Origin of the sequence: Pseudoalteromonas sp. APC 3691, from assembly GCF_030408135.1 — a bacterium.
GTDB lineage: Bacteria > Pseudomonadota > Gammaproteobacteria > Enterobacterales > Alteromonadaceae > Pseudoalteromonas.
The window spans coordinates 21,305-38,383 of sequence record NZ_JASDCB010000029.1 but is presented as its reverse complement, the minus strand read 5'-3'; the positions used below and the strand labels follow the sequence as shown (position 1 = coordinate 38,383).

Below are 17,079 nucleotides of genomic sequence, written 5' to 3'. Positions count from 1 at the left end.
AAATCTGTTATACTTGCTGGATAATTTTATGGGGCTGTTATGATTTCAAAAAACCAACTCAAACTTATTCGCCAACTTGGCCAAAAAAAGTACCGAAAGCAATATAATCAATACCTTGTACAGGGTGAGAAAAACGTACTTGAGTTATTAAACAGCCCATTAAATGTGGTTAATATTTTTGCTACAAACGAATTTATAAATGCGTACCAAGGTGAGTATCAGCACGCTAATTTTGTTGAAGCGGATGAAGAAACCCTCACCAAAGCCAGCACGCTAGTTAGCAATAATGCAGCCATTGCTATTGTTGATATGCCAAATGCAGAGCTACCTAAAGCCAATGGCTTAATACTCGCGCTTGATGGCGTATCAGACCCTGGTAACTTAGGCACAATAATTAGAGTAGCTGATTGGTACGGGATTAAACATATAGTAACTAGCACCGACAGCGCAGACGCTTACAACCCTAAAACAATTAGCGCCACAATGGGCTCATTTGTAAGGGTATCGGTAAGCCAAGTAGATTTACCTGATTACTTACGCTCTTTAAAGTTACCTGTTTACGGTGCTTTTTTAGATGGACAAAGCGTACATAAAACCCAATTTACGGGCTCAGGCGTTTTACTAATGGGCAGTGAATCGCATGGAATACGCGAGCAGTGTGCAAAATTAGTGAGCGACAAAATAACCATACCTGCTTTTGGCGGTGCAGAGTCGCTAAATGTGGCAATGGCCACCGGTATTATTTTAGATAACTTTAAACGCCAAGCTTAACAATTTAACTATTTATGAGTTAAATTGTTTGTAGTCAATAACAATAATAAATTGGTAATAACAATAAGATGCGCTTAAGCACCATTAAATTAGCGGGCTTCAAATCGTTTGTAGAGCCCACTAAAATTCCATTTCCTGATCAAATGACATGTGTTGTAGGCCCTAATGGCTGTGGCAAATCTAACGTTATTGATGCAGTGCGATGGGTGCTAGGTGAAAGCTCTGCTAAAAATCTGCGTGGCGATGCCATGACCGACGTTATTTTTAATGGTTCAACTAATCGAAAAGCCATATCGCAAGCCTCTGTAGAGCTTGTTTTTGATAACGATAAAGGTAGCCCTTCAAATACATTTGCCGATCGAAACCAAATTGCCATTAAGCGTCTAGTAACGCGCGACGGACAGTCACTGTATTTTTTAAACGGTAGTAAATGTCGTAAGCGCGATATTACCGATATATTTTTAGGTACCGGTCTTGGTCCGCGAAGTTACGCAATTATTGAGCAAGGGATGATCTCGCGCTTAATAGAAAGTAAACCACAAGAATTACGCGTATTTTTAGAAGAAGCCGCCGGCGTTTCTAAATACAAAGAACGCCGCCGCGAAACCCAAACACGTATTAAAAGCACCCGCGAAAACCTTGAGCGTTTACTTGATGTGCGTAAAGAGCTGCAAAGCCAGTTAGATAAATTAGCTGTGCAGTCGGTTGATGCAAAAAAATACCGGGAGCTAAAAGCGCAAGAACGCATGCTAAAAGGGCAAATTGCGGTTTTAAAATGGCAAAAGTTACACCAGCAGCAATTAGAAAAAAGTACTCAAATTAAAAAACTGAACGACCAAGTTTCGTTTTTTAAAACCGCTAACTCAGGGCATGACGATGTACTTGCAAGCTTAGAAGGTCAAGTACAAGCTCAGCAAGACAAATTAAGCGATGCACAGCATCAGCAACATGTAATACACACCGAGCTTACCCGCGCTGAGCAACAACAAATAAATGTAAAGCAACAAACTCAAACGCTTAAACAAAATTTAATTAAATTACAGCAGCGCCAAACTCATAGTACGGAGATTAAAACGCAGCAGCAGATTGTGTGTGAACAACTAAATGAAACCCTGCAAGAAGCAAGTGAAAACGCTTTAATGTGCGAAGAGCAAGTTAGGACGTTAACACATGAGCTTGAGGACTTATTAGCACTGAAACTGCGCCACAATACACACTGGCAAACTTTGTGTGAGCAACAGCAACAACTTAAGAATAATGCACAACTGCATAGCAGTCACATCAAACAAACTCAGCAGCAAATAAGCCACGTTAACGAGCAAATTGATCAGTCAAATGCGCAGCTTACTGACTTACAAAGTAGTGATGTAGAGCAACAATTAACAGAGCAAAAACAGCAAACACAAACATTAACTCAAGAACTTGCCGCTAAACAAACAGCGCACACGCAGTGCAGTGCTAAGCTTGAATTACAAAATGAGCTTGTTAATAACTCACAGAAGCAATATTCGACGCTTACTCAAACAATAAACGAGTTAAAAGCCAGTATAACGGGGCTTAAAAGTACATTAGGGCTTGATGAAGAAAGTGAAAGTACTCATGGTTTGTTTAATCAGCTAAGTGTTAAAGAAGGCTTTGAGCCCTTAATAGAGCAAGCACTTAAATCGCTAGAGCACTTAAATGTAAGTGAGCAGCAAGCTGATAATAGTGTGTGGCCAATGAGTGGTAAGCACATTGCTGAAAATAGCTTAGCGGCACTCATAACAAGCGGTGTTTATCCAGAACATTTAACGCGTATTGCTTATAGCGAGAGCGGTGATTTAACGCTCTTAAACGATGCTTTTTATACAGCCGTTATGGATAAAAACGGTGCTTTATATGGTCGTAACTGGCATGTAAGTGCTGATCGAAGTGCAGAAAACTCATTGCTTTTAAAACATAAACAATTGCAGGATAAAGCTCAGCAGTTAACCAATACCGAGGATGAGCTAAAACAAGTAACGCGTACTCGTGATGAACATACAGCCGAGCAAGTAAAGTTAATTAACGACCAAAACGAGCTTAAAGAAGCCATACATGAGCTTGCGCAAAACATAGCAGTAGCCGGTACTCGCAGTGATATGCTTAAACAGCAAGTAGCGCACTTTAAGCTGCAACTAGGAAAGCTACAGCAACAAAAACAGCAATTAACTACTGTGCTTTTGCAATTAAATACCGTGCTTGATGAGCAAACAGAGCAATTTGAAGTGTTAAATGAGCAGCAACTCAACTTAACGGATGAGGTAGACACTGCAAATAGCCTGCGCTCACAAAGTGATAAAAGTTATAGCGAAGCATTAAGCATGCTTGAGCAATATAAAACGCAAGCGCATAAGGCAACGCTCTCAGAGCAAAAGGCACGCAGTGAATGGCAGTTAAGCCAAACCAAATTGAGCCATGCAGAGCAGGAGCACATTAGTGCATCTGAAGGTGCGCAAGAACTACTTAATGAAATAGAAGAGCTGCTTATACCAGAGCAAGAACTGGACGATAAAATAACGCAGCTTTTAGCGCAACATCAAAAAGGTGAGCAGGCGCTGATATTACTACAAAAAGAATTAGCTCAGGCTAAAGAAAGCTTAAATACCAAACAGGCAAGCCTTAAAAGTTCGCAAAGCGAGCTGGCGGGCTTGCAAGAGCAGCATCAAAAGTTAACAATTGAAGAGCAAAGCTTGCTAATAAAAGCGCAAGTTGCGCTCGAGCCATTAGAAGAATTGAAACAAAGCTTAAAAGCAATACTTGATGAATTACCAGATTCATTGAATTTAAGTGCGGCGCAAAATCAGTTAACCGGATTCACTAATCAGTTAAATAAATTAGGTGCAGTAAACTTAGCGGCAATAGAAGAGTTTGATTTAGCCAAAGCTCGTAGTGATTATCTTGATAATCAATTAGATGATTTAACAAAAGCGTTAAGTACCCTTGAAGGTGCAATTCGTAAAATTGATATTGAAACCAAAACACGCTTTAAAGCGACGTTCGATCAAGTTAACGAAGACTTCGCTGAACTATTTCCTAAAGTTTTTGGTGGTGGTAGTGCGTATTTAGAATTAACCAGTGACGATTTACTCGAAAGTGGTGTTAGTATAATGGCACGACCACCTGGTAAGAAAAATTCAACAATTCATTTGTTAAGTGGTGGAGAAAAAGCGCTGACCGCATTATCATTAGTGTTTTCTATATTCAGGCTCAATCCAGCTCCTTTCTGTATGCTGGACGAAGTAGATGCACCATTGGATGATGCCAACGTTGTGCGTTTTTGCCGTTTGGTTGAAGAAATGTCACAATCAGTGCAGTTTATTTATATTAGTCATAATAAAATTGCGATGGAAATGGCAGGTAGATTAACAGGTGTTACTATGGCAGAACCTGGCGTATCGCGAATGGTTGCTGTAGATATAGAGCAAGCTGTGCAACTTGCACATGCATAAATTTTTATAACAAGTATATTAGTTTTTGATTAATATACAGGTTTTAGGCATATCAAATAATAAAAGGTGAGGGGATGGCCGAACAATTAAGATGGGTTTTAATCATTATCAGTGTAGTTGTCATTGGTGGTTTATTAATACATGGATTGTGGTCTGTTAGAAAAAAAGACCGCCCAGAAGTATCTGATAACGAACGGGTTGAGCCATTACAAGAAAGCACATCAGCTTCATTTAAACCGTTTCGTACTGAGGCTGAGCCAACAGAGCCAATGCAAAACGAACGTGATGAGCCACAATTTGGTGAGCTTAACTTTGATGCAAATGAGCCGCAAATTGATACAAGCGTGCCAGAAGTGCCGATTGAAGATGACCTAGAAATAGTGGATGACCAAGAAGAAAAAGAGCAAAGCGCTGAAAATGCACCAGCTCAAATGTCTGACTTTGTTATCGTACATATTCAAATGCCAGAAGAGCTTAGCATGCAGGGTAGTAAATTATTGCCAGCAGTTAATACTTTAGGTTTTAAATATTCAGAGGAAGGCTTTTTTAATCGCCACTTAGATCCTGCTGGCCAAGGCCCTGTTTTATTTAGATTAGTAAATATGTACAACCCAGGTACGTTTGATATTGATAATATGGAACAATTTAGTACCGCTGGAGTAAGCTTATTTATGACGTTACCGTGCGACGGCGATGGCCTAGCTGCATTTAATATGTTGCACAGCGCAGCTAAAAAGTTAGCGGATGAATTTGGTGCACAAATTTTAGATGCTGAGCGAAATGAAATGACCGTAGATCGCGTAAGACAATATGTTGAGCAGGTCCGTTCTTTTTCAGCGTAAATAACGCACACATTATATTTTTATAAGCCACTGGACGGTGAATCGTCAAAGTGGCTTTTTTTATGTTTATTGAGGTTTAAATGTCTAGCAGCATTAGTGAGCAAGTTAATCATCTTCGTACTATATTAGAGCAACACAACTATAACTATTATGTGCTCGACGCCCCCAGTATTCCTGATTCTGAATACGATAGGTTATTACGCGAACTAAGCGCACTAGAAACCGAGCACCCTGAATTTTTAACCGCCGACTCACCGACACAAAAAGTAGGTGGTGCAGCACTTAGTAAGTTTGAGCAAGTAGCTCACCAAGTACCCATGCTCTCACTTGATAACGCCTTTAGTGAAGAAGAATTTACTGCGTTTAATCGCCGTATTAAAGAGCGCTTAATGAGTACCGATGAGCTTACTTTTTGTTGTGAGCCAAAACTTGATGGTTTGGCTGTCTCAATTATTTATCGCGATGGTGTGCTTGTACAAGCAGCGACACGAGGTGATGGTTTTACTGGTGAAAACATTACTCAAAATGTAAAAACAATTCGTAATGTACCACTTAAGCTGCGTGGCGATTACCCGAAAGAGCTAGAAGTGCGCGGTGAAGTATTTATGGACAGCGCTGGCTTTGACAAACTAAATACTGAAGCAGAAAAACGCGGTGAAAAAGTATTTGTTAATCCGCGTAACGCAGCGGCAGGTAGTTTACGCCAACTCGACTCTAAAATTACCGCTAAACGCCCACTCATGTTTTATGCCTACAGTACCGGGCTTGTGGCTGATGGCAATATTCCTGAGGATCATTATCAGCAATTAGAAAAACTGACTGATTGGGGGCTACCTTTGTGCCCAGAAACAAAATTAGTTGAAGGTCCAAAAGCCGCGCTTGCGTACTACAGCGATATTTTAACGCGTCGCAGTGAGCTTAAATATGAAATTGATGGTGTAGTAATAAAAATCAATCAAAAGACCTTACAAGAGCGTTTAGGCTTTGTAGCACGTGCTCCTCGTTGGGCCATTGCATATAAGTTCCCGGCGCAAGAGGAAATAACCCAATTACTTGATGTTGATTTTCAAGTCGGTCGTACTGGCGCCATTACACCGGTTGCACGTTTGAAGCCTGTTTTTGTGGGTGGCGTTACCGTATCAAATGCAACGCTTCATAACAGTGATGAAGTTGCACGTTTGGGCGTCAAAGTAGGTGATACAGTTATTATTCGCCGCGCTGGGGATGTGATCCCGCAAATAACACAAGTTGTACTTGAGCGTCGCCCTGATGATGCCAGAGACATTGAATTCCCGACGACTTGCCCAATCTGTGATTCTCATGTTGAAAAGGTTGAAGGCGAAGCTGTAGCCCGGTGTACGGGTGGGCTTGTATGTCCTGCACAGCGAAAGCAAGCTATTAAGCACTTTGCTTCGCGCAAAGCGCTTGATATAGACGGTCTTGGCGATAAAATTGTTGATCAGCTAGTAGATAGAGAACTTATAAAAACACCTGCGGATTTGTTTATTTTAAAGCAAGGGCATTTTGAGTCGCTTGAACGTATGGGACCTAAGTCAGCTAAAAACTTAGTAACAGCACTTGAAGAGGCTAAAGGCACTACGCTTGCTAAGTTTTTATATTCATTGGGTATTCGTGAGGCGGGCGAGGCGACGGCACAAAATTTAGCTAATCACTTTCTAACCCTTGAAAATGTAATAAAGGCCAGCATTGACAGTTTAACGCAAGTAAGTGATGTGGGCGAAATAGTAGCTGCTCATGTTCGTGGTTTTTTCGATGAGGAGCATAATTTAGCGGTTGTTAATGCGCTGATAGATCAAGGCGTAAACTGGCCAGCGTTGAGCGCACCTTCTGAGGAAGAACAACCGCTCGCTGGGCTTACATATGTGCTTACAGGTACGCTTAATACACTTAATCGCAATGATGCAAAAGCACGATTACAACAATTGGGCGCTAAGGTGTCTGGTAGCGTATCGGCTAAAACAGATGCGTTAGTGGCGGGTGAAAAAGCAGGTTCAAAACTCACAAAAGCACAAGACCTAGGCATAGACATACTAACTGAAGATGAATTAATTGAGTTGCTTATAAAGCATAACGGTTAGGAAAACGATAATGAGCCGATATGGGCCAGAATACTGGGATAAGTACGGAAGTTATCGTACGCCTATTGCATTTCATTTAAGTGTGATTGTGCTTTTACGTGGCTATTTTATTTGGGTTATAGCGGCTTTAAGCCGCAGACCTGAACTGGATTTAATGTCTTTATTTTTTAAAAATAAAAATGATTTTTTTATCGCAATAGCAATTGGAAGCGTTGCGATAATACCGACTATTTTATTTTGCTTACGCAGGCCACGAGATTCACACAGTGCGAGCGACAGGTTAGCAAAAATATGGCGACATATGCGTTGGCCCCTTATTTTATGTGCCGTTGTTGATTTAACATGGTTAAGTATTCAAGCTGCACATAGTCATTATCGGTTTTCATCTTTTTTAGCAGTACAAATGATGATTGTTTTATGGGTGCTGTGGTATTTGATGAAAAGCCGCTATTTAACTGTTTTCTTTAATGATTGGCCTGAGCCGACAGAAAAAGCATCAGAAGAAAAAAAGCGACTTAAAAAGGATTAGTTGTGGACGCTGTAAATAAAAAAATAGCGATAGCTATATCGCTAATAGGCTTAGTGCTTATTATTTTAATGATTAGCACTGATTTTTTAGAGTTTATGTGGTTTAAAGCGCTATTTGGGTTGTGGGTATTTGTTTTTTGCTCAAGCGTTTATAGGCTAACGCCTTTATTTAAATCAAGGAACAGGTTAGAGGATTTTATTCAGCGAGACGCCCAACACCTATTACTTTTTAGTTTGATGGGGTTTTTTGATAAAAAGCACGGTCCAGATTGGTTATTTATTGAGAGTATTGAACGCATAACGACAAAGGATGACGAGCTAATAATTTACAGTAATAACGAGCGCCAAATAAGTGTTAGTTTACCTGCAAAAAAAGCAGAACTAGATAGTTTTATTAAACGAATACTTACCGACTCAGAAAAGCAAAATATTACCTTTAGCTAAGGAGATTTATTTACGGCTGGGTAATTTCAGCCTTAAACGGTCAACACTCTTTAGCTGATCTTTAGAGTATTAAATAACGTAATAATTAACCGTACTTTTTATAAATTTATTAAGTATGGTTAATCAACTATTCAATGAGGCTATTATGTTGAAGTGGAATGATGTTATTAACTTTGCCACCAACGGCAATCCTACCCCAAGTAAAAAAGTAGTCAAAACTGACGAGCAGTGGCGGATGCAATTATCAGAAGATGAATATTACGTAACACGTAAAAAGGGAACAGAGCGCCCAGATAGCTCGGGTAGTTGTACATTACTTGAGCCTGGTAAGTATGTGTGTATTTGCTGTGATAATCTATTGTTTGATGCTGATGAGAAGTTTGATAGCGGTACTGGTTGGCCGTCATTTACGCAACCTGCGACAATTGAAGCGATTGGCTATGTAAGCGATACAAGCCATGGTATGGAGCGCATAGAGGTGGTTTGTAACGTGTGCGATTCGCACTTAGGCCATATTTTTCCAGATGGTCCATTACCAACGGGTTTACGTTATTGCGTTAATGCCGCATCAATGAAAAAGCTCTAATATTTTATTTACTAGCGCTTTGAATATCTAAATTCATTTCTTTTGCTATGTGCAAAATCTTATCTAAACGCTGCGTCTGATCTGCTTGTAATTTAGCTTTATCAAGAAGGACGTAGCATCTTTTCGCAAGTTCCATATTAAATGAACTACCTGATTGCTTGGTTGAATCAAATAGGCACTGTAATAAATTAAGTGCGATACTTTGATTACGAGGCATGACTCTAAACGCTTGTGTAAAAGCTTCTAGCGCAGTATTTAATTGGCCTTTATTAAATTGATTAACTGCATGGTTATTAAGCTCTTTCGGCCCCATTTTAATATCGCGTCGCTCACTTTGTTGCTGCTGAATATAACGCAAGTAGGTTGTGTCGCTAACTGCAGGGTGTCTTTCACAGTGGGTAATTATTTGTGTAAATAAGGTTTGCGCCTTTTGATGAAACCCCAGTTCATGAAATGCTTTTGCCTTATCAAGTGCGCCATCAACCGATCGGATATGAGTATCGTCATCATCAAGCTGTTCAATTAGCTTTTTCGCTTTTTGGTGCTCATCTTTTAAATAATGAAGCCGTGCATTAAGTACATCAATTTGAGCTTGGTTTGTATTATTAGGAAACTGTTTTTTTAAATCATTAATGTATTGATTAGTTTGCCTAGAAATTCGTTGAATTTGATCGGTTTGATCAGTCGTTAGCGCAAAGTCGATACCTGCACGTGCTGCATTTAAATATACATCGGGGTGGTCGTGTATGGAGTGCTTTGCGAAGGTGGCAATATCTTTTTGAGTTAAATAGCTTTTTTCATAGTCGTGATTAATTAGCGAGACATTACTTAGCGATTTTTGACGTGTGATATTTCGCGGTGCAATTTCCGCGGCTTGGCTCAAAAACTCTTGTGCTAGCTCAAACTGATTTAGCTTTATTTCTAATCGGCCCAACAAATCCAAGGCTACTAAACGAGTTTCTTGGCGCTCTAACATTGTTTTGAGCATTCGCTGCGCCAAAATATGTTCGTTATTCGCTATAAGTGCCTCTACTAAGCCTACTTTTGCCCAAGCAAATTTTTGAATGTCGAGAACAGACTTAAAAAAGTCTTTTGCATCCTGAGCTCGTTTTAAACGAAGTAAGGCATCACCTTTTAGGCGAAGTAATATAGGGCTGTAATTACTGTTTTTTTTATCTAGAGCGGTATCAATAAATTTAATAGCTTTTGAATCGTTACCATCATCAATTAATGAATACACTGTTTGTAAGTCGTTTTTACGCTTTAAAATTCGTTCAATGCGTATTTTGAGCTCTTGCACTGTAAAAGGTTTAACTAAAAAGTCATCAGGTTGGAGTTCAAGAACACTATGAACTAGTGAACCACTTGTTTCTGCTGAGATGAAGATAAAGCCAGTCGAGCTTTTTATAAGATGTTTTACACGTAGCTCTTCATAAAGTTGGTAGCCATCTTGGTGTTTATTTAAGTTAAATGAACAAACTATTAGATCAAACTCTTCACTTAAACACTGATCTTTTGCAGAGTTTGCATGATCGGCAAAGCGCAACTGCCGAAAGCCAAGCCTTTCTAACGATTGTTTCATATAGCTTTGGGCAAGTGGTTGCTCCTCGACTATAAGTATTTTGGCTTTTGAATAAATCTTAGTTGGCATTGGCTTAAGCGTAATTGTATTTAACACAGACTATAATCAACAGTTTAACTGCTTACAAGGGAATTTAAATGATAGCTGTATTTATTAGGTACTTAACTTTGCCTAATACGTTTATCTAACTTCGAAAGTAATGAGCCGAATAGCATAATTAAAAACTAAATAAGTAAAATGGAAACGCTATATTTGATGAGTGCTTTGATATGGTAATTTAGATTTTAATAAAAATATGAAATGTATTTAAGGTAAAAAGAGGAGTTAAACGTATTTAATATGGGAAAAAGTTATTACTAGAGAAGTTGTCTGATGGTATTTATATGTGGTGGGTGATTACTTGGCTTGATACCAGTGACCCTCGCCATTATTTGTAAAGAGTGGGGATGCTCTTTATTAAATGCGATTTATATATTGAGTTTTTATAAAGTTTGTAAATGTGTTTAATATGAGAAGGAAGAGTTATTACTAGAGAAGTAGTTTAATGGTATTTATATGTGGTGGGTGATACTGGACTTGAACCAGTGACCCTCGCCTTGTAAGGGCGATGCTCTCCCAACTGAGCTAATCACCCACATATAATAGGTATGCCTGTTATTTAATTCTTTATTATCAATTAACCGCTTGATGTTATTTGGTGGGTGATACTGGACTTGAACCAGTGACCCTCGCCTTGTAAGGGCGATGCTCTCCCAACTGAGCTAATCACCCAAATTACATTTTAATATGCACCATTCTAGGAATGGTGGGTCGTACTGGACTTGAACCAGTGACCCTCGCCTTGTAAGGGCGATGCTCTCCCAACTGAGCTAACGACCCATATTAAATTTTAAAACGCGACTATTGATATAATAATAGGTTTATATGTGGTGGGTGATACTGGACTTGAACCAGTGACCCTCGCCTTGTAAGGGCGATGCTCTCCCAACTGAGCTAATCACCCACATATAAATTAAAACGCTACTATTAAAATAAATAGTACTGGACTTTAACCAGTGAACCTCGCCGTTACTTGTAAATAGCGGTGATGCTCTCTTTTTTCTAACTGAGCTAAAGACCCATTTAGATTTTTTTGTAATATGCACCATTTAAAAAATGGTGGGTCGTACTGGACTTGAACCAGTGACCCTCGCCTTGTAAGGGCGATGCTCTCCCAACTGAGCTAACGACCCATATTACATGCTACTACCGATATAGATAGTACTGGACTTTAACCAGTGAACTTCGCCATCTTTTATAAAAGGCGGTGATGCTCTCTTTTCTTGTAACTGAGCTAACGACCCATATTACAATTTTAAAACACGACTATTAATATAGTAATAGGTTTTATATGTGGTGGGTGATACTGGACTTGAACCAGTGACCCTCGCCTTGTAAGGGCGATGCTCTCCCAACTGAGCTAATCACCCACATATAAATTAAAACGCTACTATTAAAATAAATAGTACTGGACTTTAACCAGTGAACTTCGCCGTTGCTTGTAAGTAGCGGTGATGCTCTCTTTTTTCTAACTGAGCTAACGACCCATATAGAATTTAGATGTGAACACTTTAATTAAAAAGTGGTGGGTGATACTGGACTTGAACCAGTGACCCTCGCCTTGTAAGGGCGATGCTCTCCCAACTGAGCTAATCACCCACATCTAAACAACATCACATTGCTGCGTTGTTGTGGGGCGCTATTATAGATAGAGTTGGAAATGTGTCAACACTTGAATGATAAAAATGTACTGAGTGAAGATTTTATAAACAATAGGATACTTTGGAAGTCTATTTTATCATCAAATTCAAGGTGGCAGTTCAATTAAGCACCTAAAAGTGAGCAGGAATTATAACTCTATTAATCTTAAATTTAGTTTTACGATACTCATTGTTTTTTTATTGGAGTCGTTTTTAGGATTATAATCCAGATGGATTAATATTAGGGCGAGTTATTTAGCTAATAGAGTTGGCCTTTAAAAATGAATTTAATTTAAACTTCCCCAAACGAATGATACTTACAATACTCTAAACTTTATTTTTGTACTTGTTTTATTTTTTATAAGCCAACCTAGCCAATTCGAAAGACGCACTCCTCACTAACAGCCTTTCGGGTTAAGACTAGGGCGTGTTGATCTATCGAGGTTAAATTTGCAGCAGTATGTTAGGTGTTTAGACAAGGCAGAGCCGATGTCGTCTGGTTACTCCCCATAGATAGGCGATAACGCTGAATAAAGACCAGACATGCGCTGCCCGAAGGATTCTGCCCAGGGATAATTACTCTTTGTTGCTCGGTTTTTACTTAGCCCACTAGGTTACAAACCTCGCGCCGCGATTAAATCGCCCCTAGATTGAACAAATTTCAATCCACAAAGGTCAACATGCTCTAAATAAATCACACATAGCTAAAGTTTTGTACATAGAATTACGAAGCTACAATGCTCTTTAAAAAATGTTCTTCAAACAATAACCGACTTTTCTCAGTACGAGCTACGCTTGTTATTAAGCGAGTGAAGGCTGTGGGCACTCTCAAACCCACATTTAAACTTTGGTTATTATAAGTAATTATAACTTTTAAAAGATTAAGGCGATTGGCGGGGCCTTAATTGGTAGTTTTTAGATAAGTTTAATTTGCATATAAATGTATATCTTTGCTTTGATGTAGTTTCGTTGTATTAATTAGGGGGAGTAGGGTGTTGTTGAGTATTCGCTGCGATATAGTGATGTTATTATAAGCAGTAGGGCTAGAATATTATTCAAATTGTATTTTTTAGCACGCTTGATAGCCAGTTTGTTGAAAATTAAACCATTTAAATAAAGCTAGGTAAAAAACTGTTGACTTTATTTTGGGTGGTGCATAGAATGCGCCCCGCACTAAGCGATACACGATGTGTTTACCACGACGGGTATTGATTAAGTTGGGGCCATAGCTCAGCTGGGAGAGCGCTTCGCTGGCAGTGAAGAGGTCTGCGGTTCGATCCCGCATGGCTCCACCAAAAATTAGTGTTTTGTCCTAGGGTAGCAGTTTTCTGTGTCCCCATCGTCTAGAGGCCTAGGACACCGCCCTTTCACGGCGGTAACAGGGGTTCGAATCCCCTTGGGGACGCCACTTAGCTTTTATTAGTTAAAGGCGGTTTTACCGAGAAAATAGCGTCACAATTAAAGCTCGAGTCTTTACTTGTATTAAACGCAATTACCTTAAAGCTCATGATGTGAGTTAAACTTATCAATTGTCCTAGTGACACATTTATGTGTCCCCATCGTCTAGAGGCCTAGGACACCGCCCTTTCACGGCGGTAACAGGGGTTCGAATCCCCTTGGGGACGCCACTTACTTATTTTTAATAGGGAAGTGAAGTGTTATTAAGAAAGCTCGCCTGAAACGAGTCTAAAAATTCAGTTGTCCTAGTGACACATTTATGTGTCCCCATCGTCTAGAGGCCTAGGACACCGCCCTTTCACGGCGGTAACAGGGGTTCGAATCCCCTTGGGGACGCCACTTACTATTTTTATAGTGGGTGTAGTGTTATTAAGAAAGCTCGCCTGAAACGAGTCTAAAAATTCAGTTGTCCTAGTGACACATTTATGTGTCCCCATCGTCTAGAGGCCTAGGACACCGCCCTTTCACGGCGGTAACAGGGGTTCGAATCCCCTTGGGGACGCCACTTACTATTTTTATAGTGGGTGTAGTGTTATTAAGAAAGCTCGTCTGAAACGAGTCTAAAAATTCAGTTGTCCTAGTGACACATTTATGTGTCCCCATCGTCTAGAGGCCTAGGACACCGCCCTTTCACGGCGGTAACAGGGGTTCGAATCCCCTTGGGGACGCCACTTACTATTTTAAGTACTGTATAAAGCAGTGTGACACCGCACTCTCTATACACGACGTTATCAAGAGTACTAATCTCTTGAGGACGCCAATTACTTGTTTTTTAATAGGGAAGTGTAGTGTTATTAAGATAAAATCCAAAAATCCAAAAATCCAAAAATCCAAAAATCCAAAAATCCAAAAATCCAAAAATCCAAAAATCCAAAAATCCAAAAATCCAAAAATCCAAAAATCCAAAAATCCAAAAATCCAAAAACATTCAGTACTTATAAAGATTCGATTTGGTAGCATAAATTTAAACATCCAACTTTATTAGGAGGATTTATGGCAAGTGGATGGGCACGAGACGGTGCAATTCAAGATCAAATTGATGCGAGTGTTAATGATGCCGTACAGTATGCAAGAAGCAATTTAATATCTGGCGCAAGTGCAGAGTTATGTGATGAGTGCGATGAGAAAATCCCACAAGCACGAAGGCTCGCGTTACCAGGAGTGCGCTACTGTGTTGTATGCCAAGCTGCAATAGAAGGTAATGGTGCTAGCGCTAAATCGTTTAATAGACGTGGCAGTAAAGATAGTCAGTTGCGTTAAAAAGGTGCTGAAAAGCACCTTTTTATTTAATACCAACCTGCATAAATATTTGAACAATATATAAAATTAAACCCCTCCATAGTTATACCAACCAGCATAAATCTTTAATCAATTTAACGAATTAAATTGCACTATAACGTCGTTAAAAATTTTTATTTAGAACAACTAGATACAAAAATTTTTGCCTAGTTCTAGCGTAATTTTCTTAACGTTAAATAGACCCCATATATAAGCAGATTGTCATTAAGCAAATTGTTATTACTTGAATTGGTTGTTAAGTAATTTAAAATTTACTCATGTCTTCTTTTTTCTGAATTAACTCAATTGCATAGCCATCTGGGTCTTTTACAAAAGCAATTTCAGTAGTACCGCCTTTTACAGGCCCTGGTTCACGGCTTACATTGCCACCAGCTGCTTTAATATCTGCACATGCTTTGTAAATATCATCAAACTCAATAGCAATATGACCATATCCATTACCTAGGTCGTAGCTATCCTCGTCCCAGTTATAAGTTAGCTCTAATACTGTGTTATCTGCTTCGTCGCCATATCCAACAAAGGCAAGAGTGTATCTGTATTCACTGTTATCAGCTCTGCGTAATTCTTTCATACCTAATATTTCAGTATAAAAAGCAATTGATTTATCCAAATCGGCTACACGAAGCATAGTATGTAATAAACGCATTTTTAGTTCCTTTAGTTATTTATTCAAAGTTTAGGGTATTTTTAATTAAGCGCTATTATTAAGCGCGTTTTAGGGGGGTTATATGTATTAGCTATATATGTAGGCGTTACGTACAAATCACAACCTCAATACCATTTAGAGTTGGAAGCTGTTGGCGTATGGTCTTTATAATTTTACCAATAACATCAATTGTAAATTACCAATTAATGAACCATTTTATTGAATTTTGCATATTTAAATAAAGAACACTCAATTATTGGTCAACCTATTAGTATAAAAAAAGCTACTAATTGTTCAACAAAAGTTAACCTATGTCTGATTAGGTTTGTGATATCTAACTCTTTGTTTTTAATTGATATTAAATTAATTTGTATGTAATTTGTAAAAATATGGGATTTACTTGGTTAACTTATTGGTTGACAAGAAAGGCGTGTGGTAATACAGTTTTTGCATGCCAATTGGTAAGTTGCTTGGTTTGAGTGAATACAATGTATTGGTAATTAATCAGAGTTACGTTTTGCACAGGTTAATTTATAAATAACTCAAGCTTAAAGTTACTCTACAAATTGAAACAAAGACACAGCGTATTTTAAAGTAGATTTTACTTGTTCTTATAAAAGTATGCGCCACATATTTAGGAGTTATTCATGTCAAAACCAGTCATCGGTTTCATCGGCTTAGGCTTAATGGGCGGCAACATGGCCGAAAATTTACAAAACAAAGGCTATGAGCTAATTGTTATGGACCTTAGCAAAGATGCGGTTGCAGCATGTGTCGCTAGAGGCGCAAAAACAGCAAGCACTGCTAAAGAGCTAGCTGAAGGTTCAGATATTGTTATGTTTTGTCTTACAACTTCTGCCGTTGTAGAAAAAATCATTTATGCAGAAGACGGTATCCTAGCGGGTATTAAACAAGGTGCAGTACTAGTTGATTTTGGTACTTCTATTCCATCATCTACTAAAAAAATTGGTGCTGATTTAGCAGCTAAAGGCGCAGGCATGATTGATGCTCCTCTTGGTCGTACACCAGCACATGCTAAAGACGGCCTTTTAAACATCATGGCTGCAGGCTATATTGATACATTCAATAAAGTTAAACCAGTACTAGAAGATCAAGGTGAAAACGTTTTCCATCTTGGCGAGCTAGGTGCAGGTCATACAACTAAGCTTATCAACAACTTCATGGGCATGACTACAGTATGTGCTATGTCACAAGCATTTGCAGTTGCAGAGCTTGCTGGTGTTGACCGTCAACAACTTTTTGACATCATGTCGACTGGTCCATCTAATTCACCGTTTATGCAATTTTGTAAAAACTATGCAGTTGATAATGTTAGCGACCTTGGTTTCTCGATTGCTAATGCAAACAAAGATTTAGGCTACTTCCTACAAATGGTAGAAGACCTAGGTACTGAATCAAAAATCGCTGAAGGTTCATCAGCTAACCTACAAGCAGCGTTTGACGCTGGTATGGGTCAAGGTAACGTTCCTGAAATTTTTGATTACTTCAAAAAGCTAGAAAAGTAATACTTCTCGACCTTATTGAGCGCTTTAAGCTTTTGGCTTAAGGCGCTTTAACACACATGACACCAATTGACTAAAGTCTTTGTGCAATG

11 protein-coding genes and 13 tRNA genes are annotated in these 17,079 nt (G+C 39.0%); 15 read left to right on the top strand and 9 right to left on the bottom strand.

Annotated elements, in window-relative coordinates:
* Window positions 1–39 precede the first annotated feature (39 nt).
* The 7 genes from QL998_RS11085 (at window position 40) to msrB (ending at window position 8,740) form a co-directional block, all read left to right on the top strand.
* Window positions 40–771 (top strand): RNA methyltransferase, encoded by a 732-nt coding sequence (locus QL998_RS11085; RefSeq protein WP_290192690.1) that lies wholly within the window; start codon window positions 40–42, stop codon window positions 769–771.
* 68 nt (window positions 772–839) lie between these two features.
* Complete coding sequence (locus QL998_RS11080) at window positions 840–4,241, top strand: AAA family ATPase (RefSeq protein ID WP_290192689.1); 3,402 nt, start codon at window positions 840–842, stop codon at window positions 4,239–4,241.
* Between the two features lie 74 nt (window positions 4,242–4,315).
* Window positions 4,316–5,083: a cell division protein ZipA gene (gene zipA / locus QL998_RS11075; protein ID WP_182196770.1), complete on the top strand. Its 768-nt coding sequence runs from the start codon at window positions 4,316–4,318 to the stop codon at window positions 5,081–5,083.
* A gap of 80 nt (window positions 5,084–5,163) precedes the next feature.
* Window positions 5,164–7,182, top strand: a complete 2,019-nt coding sequence (gene ligA, locus QL998_RS11070) for an NAD-dependent DNA ligase LigA (protein WP_290192688.1) — start codon at window positions 5,164–5,166, stop codon at window positions 7,180–7,182.
* 10 nt (window positions 7,183–7,192) lie between these two features.
* Window positions 7,193–7,711: a DUF2919 domain-containing protein gene (locus QL998_RS11065; RefSeq protein ID WP_076924847.1), complete on the top strand. Its 519-nt coding sequence runs from the start codon at window positions 7,193–7,195 to the stop codon at window positions 7,709–7,711.
* 2 nt (window positions 7,712–7,713) lie between these two features.
* Window positions 7,714–8,154: a hypothetical protein gene (locus QL998_RS11060; RefSeq protein WP_024600688.1), complete on the top strand. Its 441-nt coding sequence runs from the start codon at window positions 7,714–7,716 to the stop codon at window positions 8,152–8,154.
* A gap of 145 nt (window positions 8,155–8,299) precedes the next feature.
* The gene (msrB, locus tag QL998_RS11055) at window positions 8,300–8,740 is read left to right on the top strand and encodes a peptide-methionine (R)-S-oxide reductase MsrB (RefSeq protein WP_024600689.1); all 441 of its coding nucleotides are present in this window, start codon (window positions 8,300–8,302) and stop codon (window positions 8,738–8,740) included.
* 4 nt (window positions 8,741–8,744) lie between these two features.
* On the opposite strand, the gene QL998_RS11050 is transcribed toward msrB, so the two are convergent.
* The 8 genes from QL998_RS11050 to QL998_RS11015 all read right to left on the bottom strand — a co-directional run bounded on the left by QL998_RS11050 (window position 8,745) and on the right by QL998_RS11015 (window position 12,020).
* Window positions 8,745–10,391: a tetratricopeptide repeat-containing response regulator gene (locus tag QL998_RS11050; protein WP_290192687.1), complete on the bottom strand. Its 1,647-nt coding sequence runs from the start codon at window positions 10,389–10,391 to the stop codon at window positions 8,745–8,747.
* 489 nt (window positions 10,392–10,880) lie between these two features.
* Window positions 10,881–10,956: transfer RNA gene (locus QL998_RS11045), tRNA-Val, on the bottom strand.
* 61 nt (window positions 10,957–11,017) lie between these two features.
* Window positions 11,018–11,093 (bottom strand) — tRNA-Val (locus QL998_RS11040).
* A gap of 32 nt (window positions 11,094–11,125) precedes the next feature.
* Window positions 11,126–11,201: transfer RNA gene (locus QL998_RS11035), tRNA-Val, on the bottom strand.
* 48 nt (window positions 11,202–11,249) lie between these two features.
* Window positions 11,250–11,325: transfer RNA gene (locus tag QL998_RS11030), tRNA-Val, on the bottom strand.
* Between the two features lie 153 nt (window positions 11,326–11,478).
* Window positions 11,479–11,554: transfer RNA gene (locus tag QL998_RS11025), tRNA-Val, on the bottom strand.
* A 161-nt stretch (window positions 11,555–11,715) separates the two neighbouring features.
* Window positions 11,716–11,791, bottom strand: a tRNA-Val gene (locus QL998_RS11020).
* 153 nt (window positions 11,792–11,944) lie between these two features.
* Window positions 11,945–12,020, bottom strand: a tRNA-Val gene (locus tag QL998_RS11015).
* Between the two features lie 1,260 nt (window positions 12,021–13,280).
* On the opposite strand from QL998_RS11015, the gene QL998_RS11010 reads away from it, so the two are divergent.
* The 7 genes from QL998_RS11010 (at window position 13,281) to QL998_RS10980 (ending at window position 14,779) form a co-directional block, all read left to right on the top strand.
* Window positions 13,281–13,356 (top strand) — tRNA-Ala (locus tag QL998_RS11010).
* A gap of 37 nt (window positions 13,357–13,393) precedes the next feature.
* Window positions 13,394–13,469 (top strand) — tRNA-Glu (locus tag QL998_RS11005).
* A 144-nt stretch (window positions 13,470–13,613) separates the two neighbouring features.
* Window positions 13,614–13,689: transfer RNA gene (locus QL998_RS11000), tRNA-Glu, on the top strand.
* A 93-nt stretch (window positions 13,690–13,782) separates the two neighbouring features.
* Window positions 13,783–13,858 (top strand) — tRNA-Glu (locus QL998_RS10995).
* A 90-nt stretch (window positions 13,859–13,948) separates the two neighbouring features.
* Window positions 13,949–14,024 (top strand) — tRNA-Glu (locus QL998_RS10990).
* A gap of 90 nt (window positions 14,025–14,114) precedes the next feature.
* Window positions 14,115–14,190 (top strand) — tRNA-Glu (locus QL998_RS10985).
* A gap of 322 nt (window positions 14,191–14,512) precedes the next feature.
* Entirely contained in the window at window positions 14,513–14,779 is a 267-nt protein-coding gene (locus QL998_RS10980) for a DksA/TraR family C4-type zinc finger protein (protein WP_010555328.1), read from the top strand.
* A gap of 283 nt (window positions 14,780–15,062) precedes the next feature.
* Here QL998_RS10980 and gloA read toward each other — a convergent pair whose 3' ends face one another.
* A complete protein-coding gene (gloA, locus tag QL998_RS10975) occupies window positions 15,063–15,464 on the bottom strand; it encodes a lactoylglutathione lyase (protein ID WP_024594782.1) in 402 nt (133 codons plus the stop codon).
* 647 nt (window positions 15,465–16,111) lie between these two features.
* On the opposite strand from gloA, the gene QL998_RS10970 reads away from it, so the two are divergent.
* Window positions 16,112–16,990 (top strand): NAD(P)-dependent oxidoreductase, encoded by an 879-nt coding sequence (locus QL998_RS10970; RefSeq protein WP_290192686.1) that lies wholly within the window; start codon window positions 16,112–16,114, stop codon window positions 16,988–16,990.
* The last annotated feature ends 89 nt before the right edge of the window (window positions 16,991–17,079 follow it).

What these genes read in the sequence shown, in the direction of transcription:
- QL998_RS11065 (WP_076924847.1), top strand. Translation starts at nt 7,193, where the DNA reads ATGAGCCGATATGGGCCAGAATACTGGGATAAGTACGGAAGTTATCGT.
- gloA (WP_024594782.1), bottom strand. Translation starts at nt 15,464, where the DNA reads ATGCGTTTATTACATACTATGCTTCGTGTAGCCGATTTGGATAAATCA.
- QL998_RS11080 (WP_290192689.1), top strand. Translation starts at nt 840, where the DNA reads ATGCGCTTAAGCACCATTAAATTAGCGGGCTTCAAATCGTTTGTAGAG.
- msrB (WP_024600689.1), top strand. Translation starts at nt 8,300, where the DNA reads ATGTTGAAGTGGAATGATGTTATTAACTTTGCCACCAACGGCAATCCT.
- QL998_RS10970 (WP_290192686.1), top strand. Translation starts at nt 16,112, where the DNA reads ATGTCAAAACCAGTCATCGGTTTCATCGGCTTAGGCTTAATGGGCGGC.
- zipA (WP_182196770.1), top strand. Translation starts at nt 4,316, where the DNA reads ATGGCCGAACAATTAAGATGGGTTTTAATCATTATCAGTGTAGTTGTC.
- QL998_RS11050 (WP_290192687.1), bottom strand. Translation starts at nt 10,391, where the DNA reads ATGCCAACTAAGATTTATTCAAAAGCCAAAATACTTATAGTCGAGGAG.
- QL998_RS11085 (WP_290192690.1), top strand. Translation starts at nt 40, where the DNA reads ATGATTTCAAAAAACCAACTCAAACTTATTCGCCAACTTGGCCAAAAA.
- QL998_RS10980 (WP_010555328.1), top strand. Translation starts at nt 14,513, where the DNA reads ATGGCAAGTGGATGGGCACGAGACGGTGCAATTCAAGATCAAATTGAT.
- ligA (WP_290192688.1), top strand. Translation starts at nt 5,164, where the DNA reads ATGTCTAGCAGCATTAGTGAGCAAGTTAATCATCTTCGTACTATATTA.